The organism is Streptomyces hokutonensis, assembly GCF_042751305.1.
In the GTDB taxonomy this organism is placed as follows: domain Bacteria; phylum Actinomycetota; class Actinomycetes; order Streptomycetales; family Streptomycetaceae; genus Streptomyces; species Streptomyces hokutonensis_A.
In genome coordinates this window covers 73,407-85,652 of sequence record NZ_JBHYWD010000025.1, presented here as the reverse complement: position 1 = coordinate 85,652, position 12,246 = coordinate 73,407, and the positions used below count along the sequence as shown (strand labels likewise).

Below are 12,246 nucleotides of genomic sequence, written 5' to 3'. Positions count from 1 at the left end.
CAGACGGGCGCTCGCGTACCCCTCGGCGCTCAGGACGGAGCCGGTCGCCTCCCATGCGACGACCGGGGCGAAGCCGAAGACCCTTCCTTACCGTTCCGGGTTTTCGGTGAGGGTCTCCTCGGGGCGGGTCCAGTTCGCCTTCGTCCATGATGTGGCCCAACGGGACCCGCTCGCGTGCTGTTGCTCCGCGTCTGCCCCAGGAAGTCGGTCAGCTGCCGCTGATCATGGCGAGGGCGCCGTCGTAGGAGCCGTTGGCCTGCGCGTCGCGGAGGAACCTGGCTCGCTCCACGACCAGCTCCTTCGCGTCGGGCCTCTCACGCAGCAGGTCGAGGGCCTCGGTGAGGAAGTCGTCCAACGGCATGGACTGGGCGTTGTCCTCCTGGCCCATCAGAGTCGTGCGCACAGCCGGCGGGACCACCTCGATCACCTGGACTCCGGCGTCGGCACCAGAGAGCTGGATGCGCAGGCTCTCGGAGAAGGAGTGCAGCGCGGCCTTGGTCGCGTTGTAGGTCGGCGTGATCGGCAGCGGTACGAACGCCAGCGCTGAGGTGACGTTCACGACAACCGCGTCGTTCTTGCCCATCAGCTGCGGAAGGAAGGCGTACGTCATCCGGATCGTACCGAGCAGATTGGTCGCCACGTGATCCTCGGCGACCTGCAGTCCGGCCGGGTCCAGGACGTTCTCAAGCACCTGAATGCCGGCGTTGTTGACCAGGACATTCAGCCCCGGGTGGCTCGCCGCCACAGTCTCACGGGCCCGGGCGATCGAGTCGGGGTCAGCGACATCGAGGACGAGCGCATCGACGCCCGGGTGCTCGGCCGTGATCTCGTCCAGCAGCTCCTTGCGCCGGCCGGCGACGATCACCTTGTTGCCGGCCTCGTGCAGACGCAGGGCCAGGCCGAGGCCGATGCCCGAGGTACCACCGGTGATCAGGATCGTGTTGCCAGTCATCTTCATGAGGGTCCCGCTCCTTCGGTACGGCGGGTCGGTGAGCGCCCGCAGCCTCGACCGTAGGAGCGCGCGCAGAGGGGCGGGAGAGGAAGGTTTATCCATGGATCGGTGGTCTCTGCCTCGTGAAGCGAACGCGGCCCGTCGGGCTGGGTCCTGCAGAAACTGGACGGTTGCCGCGGCCTCGACGGACGTAGTCCACGCTGTCGACTGCGAGGACGCACTCGACGGGGCGCCGCTGCTGACCCTGGACCAGGCACTGGACGCCGCGGAGCATCCCGGCACCCGGCTGTGCCCCACTGTGCAGCCCCATGCTCGACGTCCCGTACGAGCTGGTTGAGCATGTCTCGTAGCTCATCCACGCGATCGTGGCCGGCCGGGGAGGATCGTCGGTCCATGGATATGTGATCCTCTCCCGCCCCCGCCGATACACCCCCATAGTCGAGACTGCCGGGCGCGCCGGGCCCCTGCGGCGAAGGAGAACGTCGCCGAGGCCAACGGGCACCTACGACCAGGTGCTGGCCATGCTGAGCGGCGCCGATGCCTGATCCAGCAACGCACAAAATGGAGAGCCGAACGTGAAACCCACGAATGAAGACACCGTCGAAATCAGCAGGGCCGTGGCGCTGTGGGCGCACATCATGGACGACCACGAACTGGACCGTCTCGGTGAATGCCTCACCGAAGACGCGGTGTGGGACGGCAGCGTCTTCGGCGGCGACCCGGTCGTCGGGCTGGACGCGATCGCGACTTTCATGAACGCCCCCGGACATGCGAAAGCCCACCACACGACGAACATCGTTGTGTCGGAAGGCCCAGGCGACGAGGTCCGGGCCCGATCCAAAGGTCTGAGCCTGCTGGAGGGCGGCGGTGTCGCCAGCGTCGTCTACGCCGACGACCTGCGACGCACTGATGACGGCTGGCGTATTTCCCGGCGGGTCATCCATCTCACGTGGCCACCTCGCCGCTAGGAGACCGCGGAATGTCGCCGTTTCCGGGGTTGGGCCTGAGGCCGTCGCCGGGGTGGCCGGCACTGGTGAGGCGCCTGTTGCCCAGCATCACCACCTGTGGCAGTTGACTGTCTTTCAGGAGAGCAGAAGGCGGGTACCAAGCGCCGGTCTCATAACCGGCCGCGGGGGGTGGCGGCGTTCGTCGCGGAGCACTGGAGACGAGGGCGGGACACGAGGGTCTTTCACGGGTCACCGCGTCGGCCCACGTCCCTACTCACATGGAAATTGCGCGGTTCAGGCGGACAAGGTATTCCGCGTCCGGTTGCACGCCGGCCCCGAAACGTTCCCGGATGACGGCGAGTTCCAGGTCGCGCCGCTTCGGTGATCGCGCCGCATCGGCCGTCGCCAGTGCGTCTGGCAGCTCCTGACGGGTGAGATCCGTGCAGTAGGCGGGTGTGCCGGGCTGCTGCCGCCACGATTCCACGAGCGGCCCCGCATCAAAGGCGTCGAACCCGGTGTCCTCTACCAGTGTCATTGCCAGGTCACGCTCTCTCGGACTGTCGGCCGCGACGGAGAGTGAGATGCGGTCCGCACTTCCCGCCGGCTTGTTCCTGTGCGCGAACGACTCGGCTCCGATCGAGTTCCACGCCTTGACGATGGGCCGGCCCAGCAGCTTTGCAACCCACACGCTCTCGGCCTGGCCGGCCTCGATCGCCGCGATTCCGTTGTCCGGACGCGGGAAGTAGTTCGAGGTGTCGATGACCACCGTGTCAGCCGGCACCTTGGCGATCAGTGGTGCGACCTGCGGAATGCGGGCGAAGGGAATGGAGAGGATCACGGCGTCGACGTCCACTACGGCTTCCGACGCGGCCACCGCGCGTCCGCCCGAGGACAGCACGTCCGCCCCGATCGTCTCCGGGCCGCGCGAATTGGCCGCCTTTACCTCGTGCCCGGCCGCGCTCAACCGCCTGGTCAATGTCTTGCCGATGTTCCCGGTGCCGATAATGCCGATCTTCATGGTGAGACTCCTTGTCCGGAACGGAACCCCGGTTTCGGTGACCGGGGTTCCCGGGCCTGGTCCCAGCGGCGCGACCGGGGTTGCGGCCGACCGCGGGCGCGGTGGTGTAAGCGGGTGATGACGACCTTGCCGAAGTGAGCGCAGCTCTTCGTGCTCGTCGTGCGTGTTCGTGGTGTGCCGGCGTTGCCGACCACGTGCCGTCGCGTCCGCGAGAGTCGCGTCGGGTGACTCAGCGGTGGGCGGCGCGGTTCATCTCGCCGACGTCTTCCTGGGTGGCCGTGGCCGGGAGGGTGGTGGTGAGGCGTTCCGGGAGGCTGTCGCGGATGGCCGCGGCCAGCGCCTCGGGCAGTTCGTCGAGGGTCAGTTCGGTGCAGTAGGCGGGGCTGTTCGGCTGCTGGCGTCAGGAGTCGGCGTGCCGGTGTCGCAGGGGCCGAAGCCGGTGTCGTCCACGAGCCGCGCGGCCGGACGTTCCGGCCGGAACCTGGGTGCACTCAGGAGGCCGGGCGGTTGCGCTGGACGTCCGCGCGGGGCTTGCGTCCCCGCTGTGCACCGGCGCTCATGCGTCCTCCTGCCTGCCGTAATCCTGCGGCCGCATCCGGTCTGACCGGCGACCCGACCACGGAGCCCGGACAGCCCAGGGGCGTCTGTATGGCAGGGGCGCGCAGGACAAGAGCCGTGCGGAAGTGGGTGCGCGGAGTGCCGCGCCGCCGGTCCCGACGACTTCCGGCGTCCTGGACCGTGACCCGCATGCATCACCAGCGCCCCTGACCCGATCCGGCACACAGGTCTCCAACTTGTTCGGCCCCTCCAGCGCCGAGCCCGGCCCGTCCCCCGTTTCAGGACGTCAGGAAGTGAGCTGTTGGTGCCCTATGACGGAGAGCAGTTCGAGTTTGCTGTGGCTCTCCGTGCCGGGGCGAGTGGTCAACACCACCAGAGTCTGGGCGCGATTTTCGGTGAACAGGAGCTGGGCATCGACGTCGATGCGGCCGAGTTCGGGATGGAGGAGGGTCTTGCAGTCCTCGTAGCTCTGCGCGACCTCCTGGAGTTCCCACATGCGGACGAACTCGGGGCTGTGTTCCTGGAGTTCCGCGAGAATCCGGGCGGCTCGGGGGGTGTCGCTGCCGGCTGTCAGCGCGGCCCGCAGGCGCGCTGCATGGGCGCGGCCGTGATGTTCGTGGACCTCCTCGGGATACACCAGACGTTCGGCCGGGTCCATGAACCAGCGGTAGTAGCCGCTACTGGCCAGACCGGTGTGGCGGGTCAGGTCGCCGAGCAGGGCGATGGCCAAGGGGTTCATCGCGAGGGTGTCGAGCAGGTCGGTCTGCACCAGGGTCGGGGAGTCGTCCAGGCGGTCCAGGACCCGCATCAGGGTCGGGCTGACGTGTTCGGAGCGGTGGAAACGGGCCGGTGCGTTGTGGCCGATGAGCACGAAGAGATGATCCCGCTCGTCCAGGGTCAGCTGCAGCGCCCGGGCCAGGGCGGTGGTGATCTGGACTGAGGGCTGAGGTGCGCGCTGTTGTTCCAGGCGGGCGTAGTAGTCGGTGGACATGCCGGCGAGCTGGGCGACCTCCTCGCGGCGCAGCCCCTGCGTACGCCTGCGTGACCCCTCGGCCAGGCCGACGTCACGCGGGCGCAGCGCCTCACGCCGCCGTCGCAGGAATTCCGCCAGTTCCTTCTTGTCCATGCCCACCATCCTCGCCGCATCCCGCCCGGCTATCCAGAGACCGCCGATCCATGGCTGAGGCTTCCCCTGCCCCCCACCCGCGCGAAGCCGCTCACACGGCCGATGCGAGGGCGCGTACAGCGAGACGACCCGATGATCACCTGACCTACGTGACCCGCTGGGAAATTCACCTCTGTCGGCGGTACGCCGCAGGCCGTAGGCATGGAAGACGGCCTGCGGCGACGGTCTCCATCGAGAACACCTGACGCGTAGCCCGAGCCCAGGCATCGTCACCCGGCCTGGCCGATACGACGAGGCTCGCCGTGCGACGGCGCTCGCGTGCTGTTGCTTCCCGTCGGAAACAGCAGGTCGGTCAGCTGCCGGCGATCATGGCGAGGACATCGTCGTAGGAGCCGTTGGCCACAGCGTCGCGGATGAACCTTGCGCGCTCGACGACGATCTCCTTCGTGTCGGGCTTCTCGCGCAGCAGGTCGAGGGTTTCGGTGAGGAAGTCGTCCAACGGCATGGAGTGTTCGTTGTCCTCCTGGCCCAGCAGGGTCGTGCGCACGCCCGGCGGGACCACCTCGATCACCTGGATGCCGGTGTCGGCACCGCCGAGCTGTATGCGCAGGCTCTCGGAGAAGGAGTGCAGCGCGGCCTTGGTCGCGCTGTAGGTCGGGGTGCTCTGATACGGGACGAACGCCAGCGCCGAGGTGACGTTCATGACGACCGCGTCGTCCTTGCCCGCGAGCAGCGGCAGGAAGGCGTACGTCATTCGGATCGTGCCGAGCAGATTGGTCGCGACGTGATCCTCGGCGATCGGGAGTTCGGCTGGGTCGAGGAGGTTCTCGCGCAGCATGATGCCGGCGTTGTTGACCAGGACGTTCAGCTCGGGGTGGCTCGCCGCCACGGTCTCGCGGGCCTGGGCGATCGAGTCGGGGTCGGCGACGTCGAGGACGAGTGCGTCGATGCCGGGGTGCTCGGCGGTGATCTCGTCGAGGAGTTCCTTGCGGCGGCCGGCGACGATCACCTTGTTGCCGGCCTCGTGCAAGCGCAGGGCCAGGCCGAGGCCGATGCCCGAGGTGCCGCCAGTGATCAGGATCGTGTTGCCGGTGATCTTCATGGGGGTGTTGCTCCTTCGGTACGGCGGGCCGGTGAGCGCCCGCACCCTCGACCGTAGGGGCGCCCGCGAGGGGGTGGGAGAGGACGGTTTATCCATGGATCGGCGGTCTCTGGCTGAGCCGTAGAAGGCGCCCCTGCCGGTCAGCGCCTCCAGACCGGGCGCAGGGAGCCGTCGGTAGGAGACGGCCCGGCTGGTAGCAGACCATCCCTGCCAGCGACACCCGGCCCGATCCTTGCCCGCGTACCCGCACTGCGGGCGTGCAGCCCCTGCGGCCCCAGGTCCTGGAGCGCGGCGGCGTCAGCGGCTGCCCGGCCTCGTCCTGGAAGACGATCCAGGCACCGAGAGCCGCTGCGGTGTTTTTACCCGAGGCCAGACGTCCTTCTTCCACAACTCGACCGCCGCGTCGTCGCGTTCGATGGCCCGGCGGGTGGGCTGCTGCCACGACCAGCCGTGCCGTCTCAGGAGCCGCCACGTGCCTTGGAGCGTGTACGAGACGTGGAACATGCGACCGATGAGCGTCTTCACCCGGGCCAGTGTCCACCGCTGATCTGCCCCGCCGGGTGGCAACGGTCCACGCTGCAACTCGCTTTCATGCCAGGCCACTTAAGCGTTGCTGAGCTGGGGTCGTCCGGGTGATCCCTCGGAGGCGACACCGGCCGCACCGCGTTCGCGCCAGGACCGGCGTCACTGCTTCACGGACCGCTCGCTCACTCGCAGCGCGGCGGCGACCTCCCGGTTCTTCTCCCCGCGCTCGAAGCGGTCCACGGCCTGCAGCCGGACCCGCTCCCGCGCTGCCTTCCCAGCGTCGGTCAGCCCACCGCCCTGCGCGTATCTCACAAGCCCACAGCTACTTGACCATCGCAGAGGCGTAAGGAGAACGCCCCGTCATCACCCGATCAAGTTCAGTAGTATCTCTCCAAATTCCTTGAGAGTCTGAGAGCGCGAACGATCAGGCTCCTGGCAAGCCAAGGAGCGCGTCGGCGTTGCCATGGGCGATCCGCGCCCGATCGGCGGGAGAAACCGGCAAGCTGTTGAGGAACGCCGTGGCCTCGTCATTGGGGCTGTACGGATAATCGACCGAGAAAAGGATGCGATCCGCACCGAAAGCGGTCAGGGCGGCAAGGAACGCGGACTGGTCGAAGAAACCACTGGTCGTGATCCACACCTGATCCAAGATGGTCTGCGATACGTCCCGCTTCAGCCCGATCGCCGTTCCCGGTCCGAACATCGCATCGACGCGCTGGAGCATCATCGGCAGCAGCTCGCCCATATGGCCGATGATCAGCTTCAGATCCGGATTTCGGTCGAGTGCACCCGACACGACCAGGCGCAGAATGTGAAGCCCCGTTTCCGCATGCCAGCCGAAACCGGCATTGGACAAGATGAACGCGGTAAAGTCCGGCAGCCCCTGGAAGTAGATGTCGCGCACCACACGTGGCGCGGGTCCGGGATGAATATAGAGGGGGGCGCCGATGGCCTCGGCACGCGACAGGATCGGAGCGAAGCGCGGGTCGTCGAGGAACAGTCCGTCGGTGGTCCCGTTGATCGAGGCGCCGCGGAAGCCCAGTCGGGTCACGCACCGTTCCAGTTCGTCTGCCGCCGCCTCGGGATTCTTCATGGGGAGGTGCGCGAACGCCGCGAACCGATCCGGTTGCCGTTCGACGACCTGGGCCAGTCGGTCGTTATAGTCGCGCGCAAGGCTCACACCCTCCTCACCGGCCAGCATCTCGGCGCCCGGGCCCACGGCCGACAGCACCTGCATGGTGATTCCGGCTTCGTCCATCGAGCCGATGCGTTCCTGCTGCGTATCGTCCAGGGCTCGGTCGAGCGCACTCGCCGCCTTGTCTGCATCAGAGGGTGCCCATCCGGCCGGCACCCATCCGGATGCAGCGACGTCCGCAGCGGAAATCCTCTGCGCCAGATCAGTGAAAAGGACATGTTCCTCTAGAGCAACGATGCGCATGATCTTGTTCTCCGTCCAATTGGAATGTGAGTGCGATACAGGGGGGGCGGTGCTCGGCGGTCAGCGGCTCGGCTCGTAGGTGAGTTGTTTGACATGCCGCAGGGTCAGGGCGGTTTCCACGGCCTGCACGCCGTCGAGGCCGCCGATCTTCTTGCTGAGGTATGTGTAGAGCTCGCTGGTGCTCGATGTGGCGACGGTGGCGAGGAGGTTGGCCTGGCCGGTGGTGGCGCCGGCGAAGCGGACCTCGTGGTGTTCGGCCAGCTTCCGTCCGGCGGCGTCGAGTGCGGAGGGGGCGACGGTGAGCCAGAGCATCGCGCTGATGCCGTGTCCGAGGGACTCGCGGTCATGCTGCACCTTGAAGTAGAGGATGCCCGTGGAGCGCAGACGCTCCAGGCGCCGCTTGACAGCGGACTCCGACTGGCCCGTGCTGGTCTGCAATTCACTGAAGGTTGCCCGGCCGTCGCGCCGCAGCACGGCGATCAGCGCCTCGTCCGCTCCGTCGAGAGTGATGGGGGCGGCTACCGGTTCGCTGTACGGGAGACGCAGTGCCGCCTCCTGGCCGGGTTCGAGCGCTTGAGTCTTGTCGAGCCAGCCGAGGGGACCTCCGTAGAAGGTGTGCAGCAGGCAGTGGGCGCTGACCGAAATGACCTGCGGTGTGCGTTGCAGGCGGTCGAAGAGCAGTGCGTCGCGGGCCTGTCGGCTGGGGGGTTCCATGGCGCACAGCACTTCGGTGCCGCCGGAGATGAGATCGACGTGTGAGGTGTCGGGGCGCCGGGCCAGCGCGGTGGCGAGTTGTTCGGCCACGTCGGGAGTGCAGCGCAGCCGGACGATCCAGCTCTGGCGGCCCAGCAGGCTCTCGTCGGTCATGCCGACGATCCTGAGTCCGGCGGTGGTGCGCAGTTTGCGGAAGCGGCGGGCGACGGTCTGGTCGGACACGCCGAGGATCTCGGCGATACGGCTGAACGGTGCCCGCCCGTCCACCTGGAGCGCGTGCAGCAGCTTCAGATCGAGCGCGTCGGGCGAAGCGGGCTGCATCGATGGCTCCTGTTTCGAGCGGGTGCTGTTCACGTCATGTCGTACGACAGTGCTGGGTGGCCTGGGACCAGGGGGGCCGGTCCCAGGCCACTGGGCGGCGCCGTGCCCGTCCCCACGGACAGCGCCGGTACCGGCTCGGCGGCTGTCCGCTCCTGAGCCGTGCCGGTACGTCTGGTGCCACCTCGGTGCGGGGCGGACGCTCAGGAGGGCCGGCTGCCTGTGGCCGGCAGCGTCCGAGTGTCGGCGGTGGGCAGGTCGGGGCTGCGAGGCGTTTGGGCGGAGGCAGCCGGGTCTGCGGCTGGTGGGGCCGGCTGCTGCGGCCGGCGCAGCAGGACGAATCCCACCGCGCCGGCCAGCAGCGTCAGGACGGCCGCGACGACCAGACAGAGCTGAAGACCGTCGATGAACGCCTGCGACAGGGCGCCGAGGACACGCGGGGTGTCCGCGCCCAGGGGAAGCCGGCCGACCGCACTCAGTCCGCCGGCGTCCGCGGCCTCGGTGACGCGCCGGACCGTCGCCCCGCCCAGTCCCGCGGCGGTGAGGTGTCTGGGCAGTGCGTCCACGGCCCGAGAGGACAGCAGTGTGCCCAGGACAGCGGGGCCGAGGGCGGCGCCGAGCTGACGGAAGGCGTTGTTGGCGGCAGCGGCCATACCGGCCTGGTGGAACGGCACCGAGCTGACGGCGGTGGCGGTCATCGGGGTCAGGACGAACGACACGCCCAGGCCGAGCAGGGCCAGTCGCCAGGCCAGTGAACCGAACGAGGTGTGGGCGTCGATCGTGGTCAGGGACAGCAGCGCGACTGCCGCGAGCAGGAGGCCGCCGGGAATCAGCACCCGGGGAGACACCCGGTGCACCAGGCGCCCCATGGGGACACCGAGGACCAGCGGCACTATGCACACCATCAGTAGCCGCCAGGCCGATTCGAGGGTGCTGAGCTGCTGGACCATGCCGAAGTAGAGGCTGAGGGCGAAGAAGAACCCGATGAGCCCGAGGAAGCTGATCATGGCGATCAGCGCGGTGGCGGTGAAGGAGGGGCTGCGGAACAGTGTCAGGTCCAGCATCGGGCTGGGGCTGTGCCGCTCCACCAGGACGAAGGCGACTGATGCGACCACGGCGGTGGACAGGGCAAGCATCACCTTGGTGTCGGTGAAGGAGTTGGCGCCGCCCTCGATGATCCCGTAGACCAGAGCGGTGATGGCCAGCGCGGAGGTGAGCTGGCCGGGCCAGTCCAGTCGGCGTGTGCCTGGGGCACGGGAGTCGGTGAGCAGCTTCGTCGAGACGACCAGCGCGAGCAGCGAGGCGGGGACGGGCAGCAGGTAGAGCCAGCGCCATGCGAAGTGGTCGAGGATCACGCCCGCGATGACGGGGCCGAATGCGAGGGCGGCTATCAGGGAGGTCGCCCACACGCCGATGAACCTCCCGCGCTCGCGTGGGTCGGGGACGGCGTGGCTGATCAGGGCCAGGGTCGTGGGCAGCAACGCTGCCGCACCCAGACCGGCGAAGACCTGCCCGGCCCAGACGACCTCGATCGACTGGGCGCACAGTGCGATCAGGGCCCCCAGACCGCTGAAGGCCAGGCCCGCCTGGAACACCTTCTTACGGCCGTGCACGTCACCGAAGACGCCCGCGGTGAGGATGAGCGCGGCCATGGGCAGCACGAACGCGACGCTCACCCAGGACAGCTGCGAGGTCGATGTGTCCAGCGCCCGCTGAATGGCGGGCAGGCTCGCCGAGACGGTGGTCACCGGCAGATAGGCGACGAACACGCCGACGCAGGCCATGACGAGTGTGGGCACCCGCCGGTCCTGCGGCGCGTTCGCCGTGGTCGTGACGTTCACGAAAGACTCTCTCCCTTAGGCGCCAGGCGCTGTGGTCGGCCGACTTCCGCCGCAACGTTCCGTCCCGCCGGGGCGCCGAGGCCAGCCACGAGCGCCGTATCCCGGAAATCCGACGCCCGGGCCTTCGGTCCGGAGGAAGTCCGACCCTGCAAAGAACCTCCGGACAACAGCTCCCTCCGCTGCACTGCGAAGACGGCGCCGACCAGCGGTGCCCGACGGGGATGAGTAGTCGCATCACCCGGCCTGCCCCAAGGTCTGACAGAGCGGCGGGTGCAGCCGTCCCAGCCGCGCTGGTATTCGGGCCCGGGGACGGCGCCGGCAAAGGCAAAGGTCGTCATGATCACTCCTACTGGGGGAGGGGCCGTTCCGGAGGGCGCGCCAGGTCACGGCGTCAGTAGCGGGTTGAGGGCACGACGCTCTTCGACTGCTTGGTGACCTGGCCGGTGGATCGGGCCCGTGCCGAGAGTCAGGGGCAGGCCCGTGCCCTGGTTGGCGTGGGCGATGATCTCCGCGGTGATGGAGATCGCCGTCTCCTCAGGCGTGCGCGCACTGAGGTCGAGACCGATCGGGGAGCGCAGCCGGGCCAGTCGGTCCTGCGCGACGCCCGCCTCGCGCAGGAGACGCAGGCGTTCGTCGTGCGTCCGACGGGATCCCATCGCGCCCACGTATCCGACGGGCAGGTCGAGTGCCTGCCGCAGCAGGGGGATGTCGAACTTGGAGTCGTGGGTGAGGACGCAGACGGCGGTACGGCCGTCCACCTCGGTGCGTTCCATATAGCGGTGCGGCCAGTCGACCACGACCTCGTCCGCGTGTGGGAAGCGTGCCGCGGTGGCGAAGACGGGGCGGGCGTCGCACACGGTGACCCGGTAGCCGAGGAAGCGGCCGGCCTGGCTGAGCGCGGTGGCGAAGTCGACCGCACCGAAGATCAGCATGCGGGGGCGGGCCGCGGCCACGTGGACGAGGACGGAGAGACGGTCGGGGCAGGTGTCCGCGTCCCCGCCGAGCGAGACGAGCGCGGTGTGTCCTGCCCGCAGCTGGGCTGAGGCCCGGTCCGCCACCGCCTGACCCGTCGGCCCTGCGGCCAGCGTCGCGTCGGCGGTCCAGCTGTCGCCGAGAACGCTCAGGGTGGCGCCGATCAGTTTGTCGGGCCCGTCGACGACCTGGGCCACGGCGGCGGGTCGGTCCCCGGCAACCTCGGCGAGTGCCGCGCCGAGATGTGGCCGGGTCGCGGGGTCGATGCACTGGACGAGGACGTCGAGTTCGCCGCCGCAGGTCAGGCCGACGGCGAAGGCGTCGTCGTCGGAGTAGCCGAACCAGGCGCGCCGGGGTGGACCTTGGTCGTGGAGGACCTGTCGGCACAGGTCGTAGACGGATCCCTCGACGCAGCCGCCGGAGATGCTGCCGACCGCGTTGCCGTCCTCGTCCACCGCGACCGACGTGCCGACGGGCAGGGGCGCGCTGCCGCTGACGTCGACGACGGTGGCCAGGGCGAAGGGGCGTGCCTCGCTGCACCAGCGGTGCAGCGTGTCCGCGATGTTCAGCATGGGTCGTTCTCCGGGTTCGCCGTGGGGAGGGAGGGAGTGCGGGTTGCCGCCACGCGCGGGTGCTGAGCGCATACGCGGGGCGACGCTGGTAGGTCCGGCGGTCGGACGGGGACCGACGACTGGCAAGCCCGGCGGCATTGAAGACCGCCTGGGGGACGCGGCC

The 12,246-nt window shown here is 68.8% G+C and carries 10 protein-coding genes and 1 pseudogene; 2 read left to right on the top strand and 9 right to left on the bottom strand.

Annotated elements, in window-relative coordinates:
* Positions 1–208: 208 nt before the first annotated feature.
* The gene (locus ACFXC1_RS41975) at positions 209–958 is read right to left on the bottom strand and encodes an SDR family oxidoreductase (protein ID WP_381253172.1); all 750 of its coding nucleotides are present in this window, start codon (positions 956–958) and stop codon (positions 209–211) included.
* Here ACFXC1_RS41975 and ACFXC1_RS41970 point away from each other — a divergent pair.
* A complete protein-coding gene (locus ACFXC1_RS41970) occupies positions 909–1,289 on the top strand; it encodes a DUF6233 domain-containing protein (RefSeq protein WP_381253169.1) in 381 nt (126 codons plus the stop codon). The genes ACFXC1_RS41975 and ACFXC1_RS41970 overlap by 50 nt on opposite strands.
* 238 nt (positions 1,290–1,527) lie before the next feature.
* Positions 1,528–1,920 carry a nuclear transport factor 2 family protein gene (locus ACFXC1_RS41965; protein ID WP_381253166.1) on the top strand — a complete coding sequence of 131 codons (393 nt, stop codon included), beginning with the start codon at positions 1,528–1,530 and terminating at the stop codon, positions 1,918–1,920.
* Positions 1,921–2,173: 253 nt separating this feature from the next.
* On the opposite strand, the gene ACFXC1_RS41960 is transcribed toward ACFXC1_RS41965, so the two are convergent.
* The 8 genes and pseudogenes from ACFXC1_RS41960 to ACFXC1_RS41925 all read right to left on the bottom strand — a co-directional run bounded on the left by ACFXC1_RS41960 (position 2,174) and on the right by ACFXC1_RS41925 (position 12,083).
* Complete coding sequence (locus ACFXC1_RS41960) at positions 2,174–2,917, bottom strand: NADPH-dependent F420 reductase (RefSeq protein WP_381253163.1); 744 nt, start codon at positions 2,915–2,917, stop codon at positions 2,174–2,176.
* A gap of 844 nt (positions 2,918–3,761) precedes the next feature.
* Positions 3,762–4,601: a helix-turn-helix transcriptional regulator gene (locus ACFXC1_RS41955; RefSeq protein ID WP_381253160.1), complete on the bottom strand. Its 840-nt coding sequence runs from the start codon at positions 4,599–4,601 to the stop codon at positions 3,762–3,764.
* A gap of 352 nt (positions 4,602–4,953) precedes the next feature.
* Positions 4,954–5,703, bottom strand: a complete 750-nt coding sequence (locus ACFXC1_RS41950) for an SDR family oxidoreductase (protein WP_381253158.1) — start codon at positions 5,701–5,703, stop codon at positions 4,954–4,956.
* 184 nt (positions 5,704–5,887) lie between these two features.
* A pseudogene (locus tag ACFXC1_RS41945) lies at positions 5,888–6,540 on the bottom strand (IS630 family transposase); the annotation flags it as partial.
* A 112-nt stretch (positions 6,541–6,652) separates the two neighbouring features.
* Positions 6,653–7,666, bottom strand: a complete 1,014-nt coding sequence (locus tag ACFXC1_RS41940; RefSeq protein ID WP_381253155.1) for an amidohydrolase family protein — start codon at positions 7,664–7,666, stop codon at positions 6,653–6,655.
* 60 nt (positions 7,667–7,726) lie between these two features.
* The gene (locus tag ACFXC1_RS41935) at positions 7,727–8,701 is read right to left on the bottom strand and encodes an Lrp/AsnC family transcriptional regulator (RefSeq protein WP_381253153.1); all 975 of its coding nucleotides are present in this window, start codon (positions 8,699–8,701) and stop codon (positions 7,727–7,729) included.
* Positions 8,702–8,901: 200 nt separating this feature from the next.
* Positions 8,902–10,539 carry an MFS transporter gene (locus ACFXC1_RS41930; RefSeq protein WP_381253150.1) on the bottom strand — a complete coding sequence of 546 codons (1,638 nt, stop codon included), beginning with the start codon at positions 10,537–10,539 and terminating at the stop codon, positions 8,902–8,904.
* A gap of 383 nt (positions 10,540–10,922) precedes the next feature.
* Complete coding sequence (locus tag ACFXC1_RS41925) at positions 10,923–12,083, bottom strand: XdhC family protein (RefSeq protein ID WP_381253147.1); 1,161 nt, start codon at positions 12,081–12,083, stop codon at positions 10,923–10,925.
* Positions 12,084–12,246: the final 163 nt, after the last annotated feature.